Origin of the sequence: Methylobacterium sp. NFXW15 (genome assembly GCF_049887755.1) — a bacterium.
Taxonomy (GTDB): Bacteria; Pseudomonadota; Alphaproteobacteria; order Rhizobiales; family Beijerinckiaceae; genus Methylobacterium.
On sequence record NZ_JAGEKG010000009.1, the window covers coordinates 25,503 to 44,510 of the forward strand.

The window sequence follows — 19,008 nt, forward strand, 5'->3', positions numbered from 1 at the left end:
TCCTTAAGCCTGATGCCCAGCGAGAGCGCGCATCCTGCGCAGGATGCGCGCCGAGTTCGCGCCGAGTTCGCTCTCCGCAAGCAATTCGAGACCAGCAGGCCTGCCGGTCACCGCAAGGGCCGAAGAAGCGCCTTGGGAAGAGGCGAAGCCAGGTGATTGAGCGACGGTCTCAGGTCCCGCTGCGAGACGGAACGGGCGATAGGCATTGCTGAGGATGGCCTCGTATTCCACATGGTGGAGGCGCTTCCTCCGCGCAGCCCATCTCCAGGGCCAGCGATCGCGACGAAGCCGGGTGATAAGCCATTCGACTTCATACCAAAGGGTGCCGACCGCCCGAGCTTCTGCCGAACGCATAAAAGCGGCCATGACCTTCTTACGATTCCGGCGCTCAAGTTGCGACAAGTAATGGTCTAGACCTTCTGGGTCGGCGGTGCGTCCTAAATAGAAAAGATACAAGTTGTTTACGAAATCGCGATCTTCACTCGTCACAAAGATTCTTTTGCGGTAATTCTCAGCCTCTTTAGAAAAATAAATACTGACGATTCTGGAAAATCGCCCGCGTCCAAGATGGATGTCGACCTCTGAATATCGGCGGGCTTCTGGCTCGACTGGTCTGCCAAGCAACAAATGGTAACATTCATTTATAAAATCGCCGGGGGTTAGTGCCAAAAGGCCAACCAAATTTAATGGATTTGCGTCTTTCGGGCTCGGAATATTCATGAATATTGCTCGGTGTCACGAAGAAATTGAATTTTAGACGGGGTATATACCTTGCTAGGAGGGCTTGCAACTTCGACAGAAGTTGCAAGCGTATACAGACAGATCAATGGCTCTGGAAGTGTTCGGCATAGTCTTTATTGGGCAGCTGGTGCTGCTCGCGCGATTTTTACGGCAAACGCCCGCTCCGCACATTCACTGCTGCCTTGATCGTGGATAGCAGAGACCGGTTTCCCCGGCGACGCTGGGCCAACTCAGCCTGCATGGCGCGACCATGCGGGAGGTTCATCGCCCGGGCGATCCTGTTTGCGGCATGACCCGAAGGCGGCTTGGCCGGATCTTCCAGGGTCAGGCGCTGCCACTGCACGGCGGCGTCGAGGATGGCGTAGGCCTCGGCGAGGGTCTCGGCCGTTTCCGCCGGAATCAGCCCGCCTTCGCCAGCCCGGCGCAGGACCGTGCTCGCATCACAACCGATGCACCCGGTCAGACCTGCGGCGAGCACGATCGACTGTGCCAGGAAGTCGAGGTCGAACAGGCCGCCGGGCGCGAGTTTCAGATCGTGCGGCCCGGCATAACCCCGCTCCTTCGTCACCAGGGCGCGCATGGTTCTGGCCTCGGCGCACACCGTGGCGGGATCGCGCGGCCGGGCGACGACATCCTGGATCGCGGCCGTCACCTCGGCTCCGAGGGAGGCGTCGCCGGCGACGACCTGGGCGCGGGTCAGGGCCATGTGCTCCCAGGCCTCCGCCTCCCCATCGTGATAGGCGATGAAGCTCGTCAGCTGCACGGCGGGCGGGGCGTGGCTGCCGTAGGGGCGTAGCCGCAGATCGACCTGATACAGGCGACCGCGCCGGGTCGGCACCGTCAGCGCCGCGACGACGCGCTGGGCGAGGCGGTTATAGGCCACCACGGCATCGAGCGGGCGCGGGCCATCGCTCAGGCGGTGATCGGGGTCGAAATCGTACAGGATGACGAGATCGAGGTCGGACGCGGCGGTCAGTTGGCGCGAGCCGAGCCGCCCGAGGGCGAGGACGCAACAGCGCCCGCGCGGCACCTGCCCATGCTCCTCCGCGAAGCGGCGCGTCTCGGCCTCCAGCACGAGGCCGATCGCGGCGTCCGCTATTGCCGAGTAGGCCCGGCCCGCCTCGGCCGGGGTGATCAAGCCGGAGACGAGGCGCGCGCCCGTCACGAAGGTCAGACGCCGCGCCGCGTCCCGGCAGCGGTCGAGGACATCCTCGTGGCTGGCGGGCTCCCCGACGAGGGACCGGAACTGCGTGCGCATCGTATCCGGCTCGGAGGCCGGCGCGATGAAGTCGGCTTCCAGCACCGCGTCGAGGACGTGCGGGCTGCGGCCCACTGTGTCCGCGAGGCGTGGCGAGGCGCCGAGCAGGTCCGCGAAGAGCAGCCGCAGCCGCTCGTGCGAGCGCAGGATCGCCAGCAATTCCGCCGCCGCGGGCATCCGGGAGAAGGCCCGGTCGAGGGTGAGCAGGGCGGCATCGGGATCCGGCGTACCGCCCAGCGCCTTGAGCAGCGCGGGCAGGAAATCCACCAGGATCTCGCGGGCGCGCCCGCCGCGCAGGGCCGGATGGCGGCCGAGATGCCAGTCCCGCACGATGCCGAAGGCGCGCTCCGCTTCGCGGAAGCCGAGCCCTTCAAGCCCGGCCAGGGTCGCGGGCTCGGCCTCGCCCGGCCCGAAGACCAGGGGAGCCGCCGCCTCGTCGCCGCCGCGTTCGAACAGCAGCCCGTAATGCCCCTGTACGCGGGCGGCATGGGCGAGCAACGTCTCCTCGAAGGCGCCGAGGCTGGGAAAGCCGCAGAAGCGCGCGAAACCCTCCAGCGCCTCCGGATCGGAGGGCATTCGCTGGGTCTGCTCGTCGCGCAGCATCTGGAGGCGGTGCTCCACCGTGCGCAGGAACGTGTAGGCCTGGGTGAGCTCGTCCCGCGCCCGCGCATCGATCCAGCCCGCCTCGCAGAGCCCATCCAGGGTTTCCATGGTGCGGCGCCCGCGCAGGGCGGGCTGGCGCCCGCCGAAGACGAGTTGCTGCGTCTGCGCGAAGAACTCGATCTCGCGGATGCCGCCGCGGCCGATCTTGATGTTGTGCCCGGCCACCGCGATCTCGTCATGGCCGCGCACGGCCTGGATCTGGCGCTTGAGCGCGTGGATCTCGGCGATGGCCGCGAAGTCGAAATGGCGACGCCAGATGAACGGCCCGAGTTCCGTCAGGAAGCCGGTCGCCGCCGCCTCGTCGCCCGCGACGGGCCGGGCCTTGATGAAGGCCGCGCGTTCCCAATCCTGCCCGATCGATTGGTAGTAATCGAAGGCGAAGGCGGTGGAGAGGGCGAGCGCCGTGGAGCCCGGATCGGGCCTCAACCGGTAATCGACCCGGTGGACGTAGCCGTCGGCGCTGCGCTGGGACAGGAGCTTGCCGAGGTCCTGCGTGATCTTGCCGAAGATCGCCTTGGCCTCCGGCCCGGCGACCCGCGCGGCGGGCTCGGCCTCGTAGAAGACCACGAGGTCGATGTCGCTCGAATAGTTCAACTCGCCCCCGCCGAGCTTGCCGAGCCCGAGGACGAAAAGCCCGCTCTGCCAAGCGGGCCGCTCGGGATCGGCCAGGCGGACCTTTCCCCTGGCGGCGGCCCGGCGCAGGAGCGCGTCGAGCCCGGCCGAGACGGAGGCGTCGGCGAAATCCGACAGGGCCTGCGTCACCGCCGCGAGATCCCAGAGCCCGCCGAGATCGGCCAGGGCTACGAGGAGCGCATGAGCGATGCGGTTCGCCCGGAGCCGTTTGGCGATGGCGGCGAGGTCGGCCTCGCTGGCGCAAGCTGCGCCCTCGGCCCGCTGCCGCGCGACGAGTTCGGCATGGGCCGCCTCGGGGGCTTGCTCCGCCAGGGAGACGAACAGCGCGGGCGAGCGCGTCACGATCTGCCACAGGAAATCGGAGTGCTCGGCGAGCCCGAGGAGCAACGCCTGCATTGCGGGCGTCACAAACCCCGCCGGAAAGGCGGGCGCGATCTCCGCGAGCCGCTCGCGGGCGAGGGGGGATGCGTCCGGCTCAAATCGCGGCCGGAGCCGCTCGCGCAGGGTGCCGTCCATCTGCTCGCCGGTTTCGTTTCATCGCGGCGCTTGGCGGGGTGAGCCCACCACGCGCCCCTTCATTGTGCCCCCGAGGGGCGGATGACGCCAGGGGAGGGGCATGGCCCCCGCCCGCCGTCACACCACGCGCACGGTCACGTCCATGTTGCCGCGCGTCGCGCGGGAATAGGGGCAAACCTCCTCGTGGGCGATCCTGGCGAATTCCTCGATCTCAGCGCGGTCCCGGTCGGGGACCGAGACGTCCAGGACCGCCGACAGGCGGAAGAACCCGTCCTCCTCGCGGCCGATGCCGACATGGGCCGTCACGGACGAGGCGGCCAGCGGCGCCTTGCGCTCGCGGGCGACCCGGAGGAGGGCGTTCTCGAAACAGGCGGCGTAGCCAGCGGCGAAGAGCTGCTCGGGATTGGTCGCGTGTCCGCCGGGGCCGCCCAACTCCTTGGGATGCGCCAGCACGTGATCGAGCACCCCATCCGACGACGAGATGCGGCCCTGGCGGCCACCGATGGCCGTCGCGGTAGCAGTGTACAGAGCCTTCATGGTGCATCCTCCTGACTCGCGGCCGAGTTAGAGCACCCTGGACGACATCAGAACCCGATTTCGTGACACACCGGGCCGTTTCACCGGCCCGGCGATACGCCCGTTCAGCCGCGATGACGGCTGCGAGAATCCGGCGTCGCGATCAGTGGAACACGCCGAAGAACCACAACAGCAAGATGATCGGCAGCGGGATTCCGAGCAGCCACAACAATCCACCACGCAACATGGTCGCCTCCTTCGTTCGGATATCCCCCCGAGAGCTGAAGCTCTGCTTCCGGGAACGCACGAAGTCGGCGAAGCGATGCGAAGAATTGCGAGACGTTCGGGCCCAGTTACGGCCCATCGCCGGTCGCGATGGCCTCCGCCGCGTATCGCGCCCGCGCGGAGGCATCCGGCGGCGCCCCGGTTCGGGTACACCACGCGGCGAACACCTCCGGTTCGATCGGCACGCGCAGCACCTCGACGCCGCTTTGGCGGACCACCTGTTCCATCTGCTCGGTGGCGATCCGCCACGTTTCGTAATGAGGCGGCAGCGCGCCGCCATCGGCGAGGCGCGCGCGCAGCGTGTCGTAATGCTCGGCGGCGTACCAGGGCAGGCCGACGCGGCGGGGGCGGCTCATGGCGATCCTCGGATGGCGATGCGGCCGGTCAACCCGCATCGGTGCATTCGGGTTCGAAGGCGCCGTCAGCGCCGCAGCAGGCTCACCCAGGAGGAGAGGGGCTCGGTGAGGGTCGTCCAGGCCCAGGCCCACATCGATTGCGGCCGCCCGCCCATCAGCGCGGCCACGTAGGCGTCCTCGCGCTCCTTGCACTCGTCCAATGCGTTGCGCTCGTTCCCAGCCCGGCTCTGCCCGGTCGGCTGATGCGCGATGGCTTCCTGCAGGCAGCGGTGCCACGCCCGTTCGAGCGCCTGAGGATCGGCCGGTGCGGCCGAGGCGCTGCCTGTCAGGGCGACAAGGACGAGGAAGTGAGCCAAACTGCGCATGGACGCCGCTCAGTCATCCGCCCCGGCGACCTGCGCGACCACGCGCCCGCCATCGGCCGGGGCCGCGCTGACGGCGCGGGCGAGTTCGATCCGGGCCGTCCAATCCGCCAGCATCACGAGACTGGCGAGCAGGAGCCCAAGCAGGGCGATGCGACGGGGCGTGGGACGCGGGATCGGCATGACACTCGCCTCAAGGACCGTGCGATCCTAGACGATGGGCCGGACACCGACTGCCACCCGGCGAGCACACCGGTACGAAAAGAGAACGCTAGGCCGGTTACCACCAGCCCGATCGGGTCCCCCTGGCCAGCCATGGGGGGCCTGTGCTGACGCTGGTCGCGGCCGATCCGAGATCGCCCGCGCCCCGTGCCGACCGGGTCATGACTATCTGCGACGGGACCCTGGTCGAGGTTTGCGCGGGAACCACCGAGGCGGCCTGACCTTGGCCAAACGGCTTGGTGCGTTCATGCTCCGCTCCGGGATGGAACCGCCGCCGGGACAGGCCAAGTATGAAGCCATTGAGAGTGGCCGTGATCGGCGGCTCGATCGCCGGGCTTACCGCCGCCGGCCTGCTGGCGCGGGGAGGGCACCGGGTTTCGGTCTTCGAGCGATCCGCCGGTCCCCTTGCCGGGCGCGGGGCGGGCATCGTCACCCATCCGGGGCTCTGGGCGGTGCTGGCGCGGTGCGGAAGCCCGGTCGAGCCGCGTGATCTCGGCGTCTCCGTCGAGGGGCGCCGGGTCCTCGACCGGGACGGACGCGTGGTCGCCGAGCGGAGCCTGCCGCAGATCCTGGCGGGCTGGGGCCGTCTCTACCGCCTGCTCCTCGACCAAGGACCCCCGGAGGCGATCCGGTACGGCGCGACCCTCGCGGCGATCGCCCACGAGGGAGACGAGGTCGTGGCCCGGTTCGAGGATGGAACGCGGATCACGGCGGATCTCCTCGTCGGCGCCGATGGGCAATTCTCGACGGTGCGGGCGCAGGTGCTGCCGCCGGTCGCTCCGGCTTATGCCGGCTATGTCGCGTGGCGCGCGGTGGTCGATGCGGCGATCCTGCCCGAGGCGACGCGGCGGGCGATCGGCTCCCATTTCGCATTCTGCCTGCCGCCGGGCGAGCAGATCCTCGCCTATCCCGTCCCGGCGACGGATGACGGGACCGGGATGGGACGCCGCCTCAACGTGGTCTGGTACAGGCCGACGGAGGAGGCGGCCCTCGCCGCGCTCCTCACCGACAGCGGCGGGGTCCGCCACGCCCTGTCCATCCCGCCGGGGCGGATCAAGCCAGAGATCCTGGCGGCGATGCGGGCCGATGCCGCGCGCATCCTCGCTCCTCCCTTCGCCGACGTCATGCGTCTGGCCGAGCAGCCCTTCCTCCAGGCGATCCTCGATATCGAGACGCCGAGCATGGCCCCGGCCCCGGGTATTGCCCTCCTGGGGGACGCCGCCTTCGTGGCGCGGCCGCATGTCGGGATGGGCGCGACCAAGGCGATGGAGGATGCCGCCGCCCTCGCCGACGCGCTGGCGGCGACGGAGGGCGATGTCGCGGCCGGGCTGGCCGCCTTCGATGCCAGCCGCCGTCCCTACGGCGCCTCGGTCGTGGCGCGGGGGCGCGAGCTCGGGGCCTACATGCAGGCGCAGTTGCGCGGTGCGGCGGAGCGCGAAGCGGCCGAACGCTTCCGCAGCCCCGAGGCCGTCATGACCTGGACCGCCGTTCCCCCACAGGCCGGAGATCGCCTTTGAGCCGCCTTCAAGCGGCCTTGGCGGTCGCCCGGCGGATCTCTGCCGGAAGGTCGAGGGGCGCGTTGGCGCTGTCGAGGAATTCGACCGTGGTGAAGATCAGCTCGGTCTCGCCGATATTGGCGAGGTCGTGCGTCATCGACTCGCCCGCGCCGAAGGACAGGTGCTGGATGTCGCCCGCCCGGTAATCGACCTCGGCGACCCGGCCGTCGCCGTACTGCGAGCGGGCGCGCCCTGCGGTCACGGCGGTCCAGAAGTAATCGAGGACATGGGTGTGGAAGCCGATCCGCTCGCCGGGTGCGAGCACGATGGTCCAGACCCGGCAGCGCGCATCCTCCGACAGGAGCCGCGTGCCGACGCAGCCATTCGTGCGCGCCGCCGCGAAGTCCTGTGCCAAGTTTTGCGCTAGGTGCGGCGGGAGACCCGCCGTTTCGGTCGTCCGGGTCATGGCGTTCCTCCTCGGCCTTTTCCGGGATGGTGATCCCGAACGGGCCGCCGGGCAAGCGCCGCTTGCCGTGGCCTAATCCCGCCCGGCGCGGGCGCCCGTCACCACCCGGCGATGCGTGGCGAGGAGGCCGGGCAGGGCCGCGTCGAGCATCGCCGCCCGCACGGCGTCGCGATCCGTGGCGCCCTCGATGCCGTAGACCCGCGAGCGCAGGCCGACATAGACCAGGGCCCCGTGGATGCCGAAGAGCAGTTCGAACTCGTCCGCCGAGAGGGGCTGTTCCTGCGCGCTCGGCAGGTGCGATTCGGCGCGCATGCCTTCGAGCAGCGGCGCGAAGATGCGCTCGCGCACCATGCCCAGATAGCGGTTCGGCAGATCGAATCCCTTCAAACCCGCCGAGACGAAGATCCGCAGCCACGCGTAGTCGTCGATCCGGCGCTGGTAATCGATCTCGAAGCGGCGGAACCGTTCGAGGCAGGGGAGGGCGGCGTCGCGCACCGTCGCCTCCCAGCCGCGATCCCACCGCTTGAGGTAGACCTCCTCGTAGATGCGCTCGATCAGGGCGGACTTGGTCGGGAAGTAGCGGAACAGCAGCGGCTGCGTGATGCCGAGGCGCCGCGCCAGCTCGCGGGTATGCCCGTCGAGCCCCGCCTCGGCGAAGAAGGCGATCGCACCCTCGACGATCTGGCGCTCACGGGTCTCGGCCGAAAGCCTCCGGCCGGTCGGAATCGCATCCGTCTCTCGCGCGGGGCTGCTTGACGGCATCTCGCTTTGGCCTTCTATTGAGCGAACGATCAATAAGGGCGTCCAACCTGTCCCACGGGGCGGTCATGGGCAAGCCCATAGGGAGGAGGAGCCGCGCGTGAAAGCGCCAGACTTCGCCTACGCGCGCCCGGCTTCGCTCGATGCGGCGCTGGCCCTGCTCGCCGAGCACGGCGAGGATGCCGTTCCCCTCGCGGGCGGGCAGAGCCTCGTCACGGCGTTGAACATGCGGCTCTCCGCCCCCGGCCTTCTGGTTGATCTGAACGCGATTCCCGGCCTCGCCGGCGTCACGGAAGCCGATGGCGCGGTGCGGATCGGCGCGATGACCCGCCACCGGGATGTCGGGACCGCCCTCGTTCGCGAGCGCCTGCCGCTGCTCGCCGCCGCCTTGCCCCACATCGCCCATCCCGCGATCCGCAACCGGGGGACGATCGGCGGCTCGGTAGCCCTGGCCGATCCCGCCTCCGAATGGCCGGCCTGCTGCCTCGCCGCGCGGGCGACCATCGTCGTGCAGGGCTTGACGGCCGAGCGGCGCATCGCGGCGGAGGACTTCTTCCTCGGCCTCTACACGACCGCGCTGGAGCCCGGCGAGATCGTCACGGCGATCGAGTTCCCGCTGCCCGGCCCCGACTCCGTCTGGGGCTTCGAGGAATTGTCCCGCCGCCACGGCGACTACGCCCTGGTCGGCCTCGCCGCCACGGCGAAGCGAACCGGCTCTTCCCTCACGGAGATCCGCCTCGCCTTCTTCAGCGTCTCCGACCGGCCGGTCCTGGCAGTCAAGGCCGCCGCCGCCCTGGAGGCGGGCGACGTGCCGGGCGCGCAGGCGGCGCTCGCCGAGGAACTCGACCCGCCGGACGACCCGTCCACGAAAGCCGCGACCCGGCTCCATCTCGCCCGTGTCCTCCTCGGCCGCGTCGCGGGCCGGATGCGGGACGGATCCGTCTCGCAGGAGAGCCGCCATGGCATCTGAGAGCCCCGACCGCGAGCACTCGGTCTCCTTCACCCTGAACGGGGAAACGGTGCGCGCCCGCGTGACCGCCAGGATGCATCTCGGCGATCTCCTGCGCAGCTCCTTCGGCCTGACGGGGGTTCATCTCGGCTGTGAGCACGGCGTCTGCGGCGCCTGCACCATCCTCGTGGACGGGAGAGCGGTGCGCTCGTGCCTGATCCTCGGCGTCCAGGCCGACGGCGCCACGGTCGAGACCGTCGAGGGGCTGACCGAGAGCGGGCGGATCAAGGATCTGCAGGACGCGTTCCATACCCGCAACGCCCTCCAGTGCGGATATTGCACGCCGGGCATGCTGGTGACGGCCGCCGAGTTGCTGGCCGACGAGGAGGCCTCGTCCTCCCGGGATGAGATCCGCGCGGCGATCTCGGGCAATTACTGCCGCTGCACCGGCTATCACGCCATCGTCGATGCCATCGCCACGACCGCCGCGGCGCGGCGCGACGCCCGCCGGGAGGCCGCGGAATGAGCGGCGAGCTTACCTTCCTCGACCGGCCGAACAGCTATATCGGCCGCTCCGTCTCACGCCCGAATGCGCGGCGCCTGCTGGAGGGCAGGGGCGTCTACGTGGACGACGTGGCGGCCTCCCGCGTCGGCCACGTCGCGTTCCTGCGCAGCCCCCACGCCCATGCCCGCCTCCTCTCGGTCGAGACCGGCGAGGCCAAGGCCATGCCGGGCGTGATCGCCGTGGTGACCGGGCCCGAACTCGCCGAGGTCTGCACCCCCTGGGTCGGCGTGCTCGGCCATTTCAAGGGCCTGCGCTCCGCGCCCCAGCATGCGCTCGCGATCGATCGCGTGACCTGGGTCGGGGAACCGTTCTGCGCCGTCGTCGCCCGGAGCCGGGCCGAGGCCGAGGATGCGCTCGCCGCCATCCTGGTCGAGTTCGAGCCGCTGCCCGCCGTGGTCGACATGGAGACGGCCCTCGATCCCGGAACGCCGGCCATCCATGCGGAACTCGGCGACAACCTCGCCTTCGAGCGCAACCTCGAAGTGGGCGAGGTCGATGCGGCCTTCCGCGAGGCGGCCGTCGTGGTCGAGGAGACCTATCAGTTCGGCCGCCATACCGGCGTCTGCCTGGAGCCCCGCGCGATCATGGCGGACTGGGTGGCGGCGGACGGGATGCTCACCGTTCACCATTCCTTCCAGGCGCCGCACATGATGCAGGACATCCTGTGCAAGCACCTCTCGCTCCCCGAGGGGGCGGTACGGGTGATCTGCAAGGATGTCGGCGGCTCCTTCGGGATCAAGGTCCACATCTACCCGGATGAGATGGCGACCTGCGCGCTGGCGCTGATGCTGAAGCGCCCGGTGAAGTTCGTGGCCGACCGGCTGGAGAGCTTCCAGAGCGACATCCACGCCCGCGACCACCGGGTCACGGCCCGGATGGCCTTCTCGGCCGAGGGCGACATCCTCGCCCTCGACATGGACGACCTGACGGGCATCGGCCCCTACTCGGTCTATCCGCGCACCAGCGCGGTGGAGGCCAACCAGGTCGTGAACCTGACGGGTGGTCCCTACCGCCACCGGCATTACCGCGCCCGTGCCCGCGTCGTGCTCCAGAACAAGGCGCCGACCTGCCAGTACCGGGCGGTGGGCCATCCGATCGCAACCATGGTCGCGGAGGGGCTCGTCGATCTCGGCGCGCAGAGGCTCGGGCTCGATCCCCTGGCGATCCGCGAGCGCAACGTCATCCCGGACGATGCCTACCCCTGCGCGGGTGTCTCCGGGATCAAGCTGGAGAAGCTGTCGCATCAGGCGGCTTTGGCCAAGCTCAAGGCCATGATGGATTATGACGGCCTGCGGGCCGAGCAGGCGCGCCTGCGCGAGCAAGGCATCCATCGCGGCATCGGGCTCGCGGCCTTCATCGAGATCACCAACCCCTCGGCCGCCTTCTACGGGGTCGGCGGCGCGCGCATCTCCTCGCAGGACGGCTGCACCATCCGCCTCGATCCGCAGGGCGGCGTCGTCGCCTCGGTGAGCGTCACCGAGCAGGGCCAGGGCACAGAGGGCATCATCGCGCAGATCGTGGCGACCGCCACGGGCGTGCCGATGGACAAGGTCCGGGTCATCTCCGGCGACACGCAGGCGACACCCTATGGGGGCGGCACCTGGGCCTCGCGGGGCGCAGGCATCGGCGGCGAGGCCGCGTGGCAGGCGGGCAAGGCGCTGCGCGCCAACGTCGTCGCGGTGGCGGGCGCGATCCTCCAGGCCGAGCCGGACAGCCTCGACATCCGCGGCGGCGCGGTGGTGGATTCCGCCACGGGGACCGAGCGCATGGCGCTCTCCGAACTCGGGCGCATCGTCTATTTCCGCCCCGACACGCTGCCGCCGGGAATCCAGCCGGAATTCGTCGCGACCCGCCATTACGTGCCCAAGGACTATCCCTTCGCCTTCACGAACGGGGTCCAGGCCTCCTATGTCGAGGTCGACACGGAGACGGGCTTCGTGACGCTCCTCAAGCACTGGTGCGTCGAGGATTGCGGCACCGTGCTCAACCCCCTTCTCGTGGACGAGCAGATCCGGGGCGGCATCGTCCAGGGGATCGGCGGGGCGCTGTTCGAGCACTGCCTCTACGACAGCGAGGGCCAGCTCCTGAACGGATCGATGGCCGACTACCTCGTGCCGATGGCGGGCGAGATGCCCGACATCGAGGTCGCCCACGTCGTCTCGGCGACGGCCTCTTCGGAGATCGGCGCCAAGGGCGCGGGCGAGGCGGGCACGGCCGGCGCCCCGGCGGCGGTGGTCAACGCGATCAACGACGCGCTCGCGCCGCTGAACGCCCGGGTCTCCCGCCAGCCGGTGACGCCGGATGTCGTTCTGGAGGCGCTGGGGCTGATTTGACCACCACCGTCCGCGGGGGCCTTCTCCAACCCCTCGACCTCATCCTGAGGTGCCCGCGCCAGCGGGCCTCGAAGGAGGGCTCCAGAAGGCTCTGCGATCCCTGGAGGCCTCCTTCGAGGCTGCTTCGCAGCACTTCAGGATGAGGTGGAGGGTGGGACGGAACTGGGACACATCACGGGCAACGGTCCTCCCAAGAGACCGGGCCCCCGAGGAAACGCCACGACAACGGAGGGACGAGGGGATGGGAACGGGCTTCGACAGGCGTTGGCTGCTTCAGGGCAGCGCCGCCGCATCCGCGCTGGCGCTTGCCGCCCCGGCCTTCCTGCGCTCGGCTGCCGCGCAGGGCGGCCCGATCCGGATCGGTTTCCCGGTGCCGCTCACCGGCGCCTTCGGGGCCGAGGCGAACGATCAGGTCCGTGCGGCGCAGCTCGCGATCAAGGAGTTCAACGAGGGTGGCGGCTTCCAGGGCCGCAACGCCGAGCTTCTGGTGCGCGACGACAAGCTCAACCCCGGCGAGGCCGCGACCCGGACGCTGGAACTGATCGAGAAGGACAAGGTCAACTTCCTCGTCGGCGGCCTCTCGGCGGCGGTGACGCTCTCCATCAACAACGTCGCCCGCGAGCGCGGCGTCATCTACAACTCGATCAGCCAGTCCGACGCCATCAACGAGGCGAAGGATTTCGGGCGCACCACCTTCCACGAGGCCCTGAACCCGCACATGACGGCGGGGGCGGTGGGCCGCTACGTCTTCCCGAAATCGGGCAAGCGCGTCGCCTTCCTCAGCGCCGACTACGCCTACGGCCACGAGATGGTGCGCGGCTTCAAGCGCGCGGGCGAGGCCTCGGGCATCGAGGTCGTGGCCGATATCCGCCACCCGATCGGCGCCTCCGACTACTCCGCCTTCTTGCCACGCATCGCCGCGCTGAAGCCGGACGTGCTCTGTCTGTGCAATTTCGGCCGCGATCAGGTGGTCTCGATCCAGCAGGCGACCGAGTTCGGCCTGAAGCGCAACACCAAGCTCGTGGCCCCCGTCCTCCTGTTCACCGCGCGCAAGGCGGGCGGCGACGCCTTCGACGGGGTGATCGGCGGCACCTCGTATTACTGGCGCCTGGAAGACAGCGTGCCGACCGCCAAGGCGTTCAACGACCGGTTCCGCGCTGCCTATAACGGCGCCGTCCCCTCGGATTACGGCGCGCTCGGCTATGCGGGCGTCCGCTCGGTGCTGGAGGGCGTGAAGGCCGCAGGCTCCACCGAGACCGACAAGGTCGTGGCCGCGATGGAGAACCTCAAAGCCGATTTCTACAAGGGGCCGCAGAGCTTCCGGAAGTGCGACCACCAGTCGGTGCAGTCGGTCCTGATCGTCGAGGCGAAGTCGAAGGACATGAAGACCCCCGACGACGTCTTCACCATCCTCGGCACGGAGGGCCCGGATGAGCGGTTCCTGCGCGGCTGCGACGAACTCGGTCACAAGGCGTGAGGCGCCCGATCCGTCCTTGCGAGCGCAGCGAAGCCATCCAGGGTAGCGCCATGCGCGGGAAGGTCCCGCATCCCTGGATTGCTTCGCCTTCGCTCGCAAAGACGACAAGCGGAATGAGCTCTCACGCCCTCCACCCAGGAGCACCCCGGTGAGCGACCTCACGATCGGAGGCTTTCCCCTCGATCTCCTCGCGCTTCAGCTCGTCACCGGCGTCGCGCTGGGAGCGATCTATGTGCTCGTGGGGATCGGCCTGTCGCTGATCTTCGGGCTGATGAACGTCGTCAACTTCGCCCATGGGGCGTTCTTCATGGCGGGCGCCTATGTCGGCGTGTTCCTCTACGGCTATACGGGGAACTTCTGGCTGAGCCTCGTCGCGGCGCCCCTGGCGATGGGGATTCTCGGGCTCGCCGTCGAGCGGGTTCTTGTCCGGCCGCTCTACGGGCGCGGGATCGACGATCCGCTGCTCCTCACCTTCGGCCTGTCCTACGTCATGATCGAGGCCGTGCGCATCGCCTTCGGCCTCACGGGCCTGCCCTTCGGGGCGCCGCCGGAACTGCGCGGGGCCGTCGATATCGGCATCGGCTACTTCCCGCTCTACCGCCTGTTCCTCATCGCCTTCTCCCTCGTGGTGGTCGGCGCCCTGTGGCTGTTCATCGAGCGCACGCCCTTCGGCCTCGTGATCCGGGCGGGCGCCCGGGATCCGCAGATCGTGCAGGTGCTCGGCATCCAGATGTCGAAGATCTGGCTCGCGGTGTTCGGCCTCGGCTGCGCGCTGGCCGGGCTCGCGGGTATTCTCGCCGCGCCCCTTCAGGGCGTGACGCCGGAAATGGGCATCCCGGTGCTGGCCGAGGCCTTCGTGGTGACGGTCGTCGGCGGCATGGGCTCTCTCGCCGGGGCGGTGCTGGCCGGGCTCCTCGTCGGCATCGTCGTCGCCATGACCTCGCTGGTGGCCCCCGACATGACCAAGATGGCGATCTTCGCGCTGATGGCCCTGGTGCTGCTGGTGCGCCCGAGGGGCCTCCTCGGCCGGGCGGGAGCCCTCGGATGAGCGCGCCCCTCTCCGGACAGGCCGTGGCCAAAAGTGGCGTGGTCGAGGGCGCGCCCATTCCCGCTGCGAGGCCGGGTTCGGGCCGGACCGGGCGGTGGCTGGCGCTCGCCAGCCGCCACCGGGTCGCCCTGACGCTAGCCTTCCTCCTCGTGTTCCCCTGGATCGCGCCCTATCAGGCGCTCGCCGTGAACATCCTCGTGCTCGGGCTCTACGCGCTCGGGTTCAACCTGCTCTTCGGCTATACCGGGCTCCTGTCCTTCGGCCATGCCGCCTTCCGCGGCGGCGGCGCCTATGGCAGCGGCATCGCCATCGTCCATTACGGGCTGCATCCGGGCCTCGCCCTCGTGGCGGGCACGCTACTCGCCACCCTCATCGCGGCGGCGATGGGCGTGCTGGCGATCCGCACCCGCGGCATCTACTTCGCGATGACCACGCTCGCCCTGTCGATGTGCGTCTATTACGCCTTCTACCGGGCGGAATCCTTCACCGGGGGCGAGAACGGCCTGCGCGGCATCAACGTGCCGAGCCTCACCCTGCTGCCGGGCGTGCGGCTCGATCTCATCGATCCCGTGGTGAAGTACTATGCCGTGCTCGCCGTCGTCGGCGTGGCGGTCTGGCTGTTCTCGCGTCTGCTGTCCTCGCCCTTCGGTGCGGCTCTCGAAGCGATCCGCGAGAACGAGGGGCGGGCGCAGGCCTGCGGCTACGACGTGCAGCGCACGAAGCTCGTAGCCTTCGTGATCTCCGGGGCGCTCTGCGGTCTCGCGGGGGCGCTGCAGGCGATCCATCTCTCGATCGTGCCGATCGAGACCATGCATTACGCCACCTCCGGCCAAGCGGTGATGATGGCGCTGCTCGGCGGCATGGGGACCTTCTTCGGGCCCTTCGTCGGCGCGGCGACCTTCTCCCTGCTGCAGGACGGGCTCGCGACGTTGACGAGCCACTGGCAGCTCTTCGTCGGCGCGATCTTCATCGCCTTCGTCCTGTTCCTGCCGCTCGGCATCTGGGGCGAGGTGCTGGCACGTTTGAGGAGGGCCGGATGGTGAGCGCGGCTCCTCTCGCGGCATCGCCCGCCGCCGTCGCCGCAGCGCCGCCGATCCTCGCCACCGAGGGGCTCGGCAAGCGGTTCGGTCATTTCCGCGCCCTGTCCGATGTCAGCGTCGCCTTCCCCGAGGGCGGCATCACCGCGATCATCGGGCCGAACGGGGCCGGCAAGTCGACCTTCTTCAACCTGATCTCCGGCGCCTTCCCACCGAGCGAGGGCCGCGTCCTGTTCCGGGGCCAAGACATCACCGGCTCGGCTCCGCACCACTTCGCCCGGATGGGCATCGCCAAGTCGTTCCAGATCACCAATGTCTTCCCGCACCTCACGGTGCGCGAGAACGTCCGGGTGGCGGCCCAGGCGCGCCGCGTCCGCTTCGCCTTCTTCCGCCACCGCTCGGCCTATCCCGAACTGATCGAGCGCGCCGAGGCGCTGCTCGGCGAGGTCGGCCTCGCCTCCCGGATGGACCGGCTGGCCCGTGAACTCGCCCATGGCGAGCAGCGCGCCCTGGAGATCGCGGTGGCCCTCGCGGCCGAGCCCTCGCTCCTTCTCCTCGACGAGCCGACCGCCGGGATGAGCCCGGAGGAGACCCGCGAGATGATGGACCTCGTCCAGCGCCTCGCCGAAACGCGGACTCTCATCCTCGTCGAGCACAAGATGAAGCTGGTCATGGGCCTGTGCCGCCGCCTCGTCGTCCTGCACCAGGGCCAACTCCTGGCCGAGGGCACCCCCGACGACATCCGCGCCCATGCCGAGGTCCGCCGCGTCTATCTGGGCAAAAGCGCATGAACCAAGAGGGCATGAGTGCCGCCGCGCCGCTGCTGTCGGTCGAGACTCTCAGCGCCTGGTACGGCCATTCGCACATCCTGCAGGGGATCTCCCTGGAGGTCCGCCCCGGCGAGATCGTGACGCTGGTCGGCCGCAACGGCGCGGGCAAGACGACGACGCTCAAGGCGATCATGGGCCTCGTGCCAAAGCGCGAGGGCCGCGTGACCTTCGCGGGCGCCGACATCCTCGACCGGCCGCCGCACGAGCGCTTCCACCGGGGTCTCGCCTACGTGCCGGAGGAGCGCCGCATCGTGCCGGGGCTGACGGTGGAGGAGAACCTGCGCCTCGGCATCCTGGCGGCGAAGGGCGAGCGGGTGTCCCGCCGCGACGAGGCGCGGCGGATCGAGGTCATCGCCGAGACCTTCCCCCGTCTGAAGCAGCGCCTGAAGCAGGAAGCCATCACCATGTCGGGGGGCGAGCAACAGATGCTCGCCATCGCCCGCGCGCTCATGGCCGAGCCGGTGATGGTGCTCCTCGACGAGCCCTCCGAGGGGATCATGCCGATCCTCGTCGAGGAGATGTTCGAGCAGTTCGTGGCGATGAAGCGGGCCGGGACCACGATCCTGCTGGTCGAGCAGAACGTGGAACTCGCCCTCGCCATCTCCGACCGCGTCTACATCGTGGATGGCGGCGCGGTCGTCTACCACGCCCCCGCAGCCGTGCTGCAGGACGATCCCGAGATCCAGGCCCGCTACTGCGCGGTCTGAGCGCCCGTGAGAAGGAGACCAGAATGGACATCGCCGGCGAGTACCGCATCCCCGCCGCGCGGGAGGCCGTCTGGGCGGCGATGAACGATCCCGCCGTGCTTGCCCGCTGCATCCCCGGCTGCAAGGAGCTCGAACAGGTCTCGCCGGAGGAGATGAAGGCCAAGGTCTCCCTCAAGATCGGGCCGGTCTCGGCGACCTTCGCGGGCACGGTTCGCCTGGAGAATGTGCGCCCGCCCGAGGGCTACACCCTGACCGGACAGGGCAATGGCGGCATGGCGGGATTCGCCAAGGGCCGCGCGGCGGTGAGCCTTGCGGAGGAGGGGGCCGAGACGGTCCTGACCTATACGGCCAAGGCCGAGATCGGCGGCAAGATCGCCACCCTCGGCGGGCGCTTGATGCAATCGACCTCGCGCAAGCTCGCGGACGAGTTCTTCGGAAAGTTCGCCGCCGAGTTCGGAGTCGCCGGAGCGGAGACCGGTCCGGTGCCGGACGATGCGACGAAAGCCATGATCTAAAGGACTTTCTGTAATCTCTGGATCGTGACAGCCCCTCCGTCTTTGCGAGCGCAGCGAAGCAATCCAGGGCAGCGGGACTTCTGAGAATTTGGCGGCTTCCTGGATTGCTTCGCTGCGCTCGCAAAGACGACGAAGCGATGTGATCGAGGGAGTTATCGCATCCGGGACGGCCATGGCCCGAATGGCGCCCCCTGGGGGGCTCGTCGCGCTATGGTGAGCGACGAACCGTCTCCGGGAAGGACAGCGCATGCCCAAGGTCGTCATCAGCGAGTTCATGGACGAGGCGGCGATCACGATAGAGCTCGCGGGATTCGAGACCCTGTACGATCCGGGCCTCGTCGACCGGCCCGGCGATCTCGCGGAGGCGCTCCGGGGCGCCGACGCCCTCATCGTGCGCAACAGGACCCAGGTGCGCGGCGCCCTGCTGAACGGGGCGGCGGACCTGAAGGTGGTCGGCCGCCTCGGCGTCGGCCTCGACAACATCGACGTCGAAGCCTGCGGCCGACGGGGCATCGCCGTCTATCCGGCGACCGGCGCCAATGACGGAGCCGTGGCCGAATACGTGATCGCCAGCGCGATGCTGCTCCTGCGCGGCGCCTACGGCGCGACGGGCCGGGTGGCCGAGGGCGCTTGGCCGCGCAACGCGCTGATGGGCCGCGAGATCGGCGGCAAGCGCCTCGGTCTCGTCGGCTTCGGCGCCATCGCCCGCGAGACCGCCCGGCGGGCCTCCGCCCTCGGCATGGAGGTTGCGGCTCACGATCCCTACCTCGCGCCCGGCGATCCCGCCTGGACCCCGCCCACCGGCCCCGTAGGCCGCCGCGACCTTGCGACCCTGATCGCGGAGAGCGACGTGCTCTCCCTGCACGTGCCCCTCACCGAGGGGACGCGGGGGCTCATCGACGGGGCCGCCATCGCCCGGATGCCGAAGGGCGCCGTGCTCATCAACGCCGCGCGCGGCGGGGTGGTGGACGAGGCGGCCGTGGTTGCGGCCCTGAAGGCGGGACATCTCGGCGGCGCGGCCCTCGACGTGTTCGACCGTGAGCCCCTGGACGCGCAGGCCGGCGCGGCCTTCGCGGGCGTGCCGAACCTGATCCTCACGCCGCATATCGCGGGCGTGACGCAGGAATCGAATGTCCGCGTCTCGGCCGTCACGGCCAAAGCCGTGCGCCGCCACCTGATTGGTCGTTGAGACGACCGAACTTCGCGGTCTCACCAAGGTTGGCATGGGGAGGGCTCGCGAGCGGTGCTGTCCGGTTTTGCGCCGGTGAAGCGGG

General features: G+C 69.5%; 19 protein-coding genes. 11 read left to right on the plus strand and 8 right to left on the minus strand.

The genetic code is table 11. The features are described from left to right. Window positions 1-3 precede the first annotated feature (3 nt). From J4O73_RS19040 to J4O73_RS19065, 6 genes are all read right to left on the minus strand, one after another. Window positions 4-720: a DUF4214 domain-containing protein gene (locus tag J4O73_RS19040; RefSeq protein ID WP_426219890.1), complete on the minus strand. Its 717-nt coding sequence runs from the start codon at window positions 718-720 to the stop codon at window positions 4-6. Between the two features lie 166 nt (window positions 721-886). Further along, the gene (locus J4O73_RS19045) at window positions 887-3,811 is read right to left on the minus strand and encodes a bifunctional [glutamine synthetase] adenylyltransferase/[glutamine synthetase]-adenylyl-L-tyrosine phosphorylase (RefSeq protein WP_426219892.1); all 2,925 of its coding nucleotides are present in this window, start codon (window positions 3,809-3,811) and stop codon (window positions 887-889) included. A 117-nt stretch (window positions 3,812-3,928) separates the two neighbouring features. Next, complete coding sequence (locus J4O73_RS19050) at window positions 3,929-4,348, minus strand: organic hydroperoxide resistance protein (protein ID WP_426219894.1); 420 nt, start codon at window positions 4,346-4,348, stop codon at window positions 3,929-3,931. A 332-nt stretch (window positions 4,349-4,680) separates the two neighbouring features. Beyond that, window positions 4,681-4,968: a hypothetical protein gene (locus J4O73_RS19055; protein WP_426219896.1), complete on the minus strand. Its 288-nt coding sequence runs from the start codon at window positions 4,966-4,968 to the stop codon at window positions 4,681-4,683. 65 nt (window positions 4,969-5,033) lie between these two features. Then, window positions 5,034-5,333, minus strand: coding sequence for a hypothetical protein (locus tag J4O73_RS19060; protein ID WP_426219897.1), 300 nt, complete (start codon window positions 5,331-5,333; stop codon window positions 5,034-5,036). 9 nt (window positions 5,334-5,342) lie between these two features. Beyond that, entirely contained in the window at window positions 5,343-5,513 is a 171-nt protein-coding gene (locus J4O73_RS19065; protein ID WP_426219899.1) for a hypothetical protein, read from the minus strand. 329 nt (window positions 5,514-5,842) lie between these two features. On the opposite strand from J4O73_RS19065, the gene J4O73_RS19070 reads away from it, so the two are divergent. Beyond that, window positions 5,843-7,069: an FAD-dependent monooxygenase gene (locus J4O73_RS19070; RefSeq protein ID WP_426219901.1), complete on the plus strand. Its 1,227-nt coding sequence runs from the start codon at window positions 5,843-5,845 to the stop codon at window positions 7,067-7,069. A 7-nt stretch (window positions 7,070-7,076) separates the two neighbouring features. On the opposite strand, the gene J4O73_RS19075 is transcribed toward J4O73_RS19070, so the two are convergent. Both J4O73_RS19075 and J4O73_RS19080 read right to left on the minus strand, forming a co-directional pair. Beyond that, on the minus strand, window positions 7,077-7,514 hold the full coding sequence (locus tag J4O73_RS19075) for a hypothetical protein (RefSeq protein ID WP_426219903.1): 438 nt from the start codon (window positions 7,512-7,514) through the stop codon (window positions 7,077-7,079). A 72-nt stretch (window positions 7,515-7,586) separates the two neighbouring features. Further along, entirely contained in the window at window positions 7,587-8,276 is a 690-nt protein-coding gene (locus tag J4O73_RS19080) for a TetR/AcrR family transcriptional regulator (protein WP_426219905.1), read from the minus strand. 97 nt (window positions 8,277-8,373) lie between these two features. Here J4O73_RS19080 and J4O73_RS19085 point away from each other — a divergent pair, with 97 nt between their 5' ends. The 10 genes from J4O73_RS19085 to J4O73_RS19130 all read left to right on the plus strand — a co-directional run bounded on the left by J4O73_RS19085 (window position 8,374) and on the right by J4O73_RS19130 (window position 18,923). After that, window positions 8,374-9,243 (plus strand): FAD binding domain-containing protein, encoded by an 870-nt coding sequence (locus J4O73_RS19085; RefSeq protein ID WP_426219906.1) that lies wholly within the window; start codon window positions 8,374-8,376, stop codon window positions 9,241-9,243. Then, window positions 9,233-9,748 carry a (2Fe-2S)-binding protein gene (locus J4O73_RS19090; RefSeq protein ID WP_426219908.1) on the plus strand — a complete coding sequence of 172 codons (516 nt, stop codon included), beginning with the start codon at window positions 9,233-9,235 and terminating at the stop codon, window positions 9,746-9,748. The genes J4O73_RS19085 and J4O73_RS19090 overlap by 11 nt, the downstream gene beginning before the upstream one ends. After that, the gene (locus tag J4O73_RS19095; RefSeq protein ID WP_426219910.1) at window positions 9,745-12,120 is read left to right on the plus strand and encodes a xanthine dehydrogenase family protein molybdopterin-binding subunit; all 2,376 of its coding nucleotides are present in this window, start codon (window positions 9,745-9,747) and stop codon (window positions 12,118-12,120) included. The genes J4O73_RS19090 and J4O73_RS19095 overlap by 4 nt, the downstream gene beginning before the upstream one ends. Window positions 12,121-12,361: 241 nt before the next feature. Beyond that, complete coding sequence (locus J4O73_RS19100; protein WP_426219911.1) at window positions 12,362-13,597, plus strand: ABC transporter substrate-binding protein; 1,236 nt, start codon at window positions 12,362-12,364, stop codon at window positions 13,595-13,597. Between the two features lie 148 nt (window positions 13,598-13,745). Further along, window positions 13,746-14,645, plus strand: a complete 900-nt coding sequence (locus tag J4O73_RS19105; protein ID WP_426219913.1) for a branched-chain amino acid ABC transporter permease — start codon at window positions 13,746-13,748, stop codon at window positions 14,643-14,645. After that, window positions 14,642-15,688: a branched-chain amino acid ABC transporter permease gene (locus J4O73_RS19110; protein ID WP_426219915.1), complete on the plus strand. Its 1,047-nt coding sequence runs from the start codon at window positions 14,642-14,644 to the stop codon at window positions 15,686-15,688. The genes J4O73_RS19105 and J4O73_RS19110 overlap by 4 nt, the downstream gene beginning before the upstream one ends. After that, complete coding sequence (locus J4O73_RS19115; protein WP_426219917.1) at window positions 15,682-16,473, plus strand: ABC transporter ATP-binding protein; 792 nt, start codon at window positions 15,682-15,684, stop codon at window positions 16,471-16,473. Before J4O73_RS19110 ends, J4O73_RS19115 begins: the two co-directional genes overlap by 7 nt. After that, window positions 16,470-17,219 (plus strand): ABC transporter ATP-binding protein, encoded by a 750-nt coding sequence (locus tag J4O73_RS19120; RefSeq protein ID WP_426219919.1) that lies wholly within the window; start codon window positions 16,470-16,472, stop codon window positions 17,217-17,219. Before J4O73_RS19115 ends, J4O73_RS19120 begins: the two co-directional genes overlap by 4 nt. Before the next feature lie 23 nt (window positions 17,220-17,242). After that, on the plus strand, window positions 17,243-17,734 hold the full coding sequence (locus J4O73_RS19125; protein WP_426219921.1) for an SRPBCC family protein: 492 nt from the start codon (window positions 17,243-17,245) through the stop codon (window positions 17,732-17,734). Between the two features lie 247 nt (window positions 17,735-17,981). Beyond that, entirely contained in the window at window positions 17,982-18,923 is a 942-nt protein-coding gene (locus J4O73_RS19130) for a hydroxyacid dehydrogenase (RefSeq protein WP_426219923.1), read from the plus strand. Window positions 18,924-19,008 lie beyond the last annotated feature (85 nt).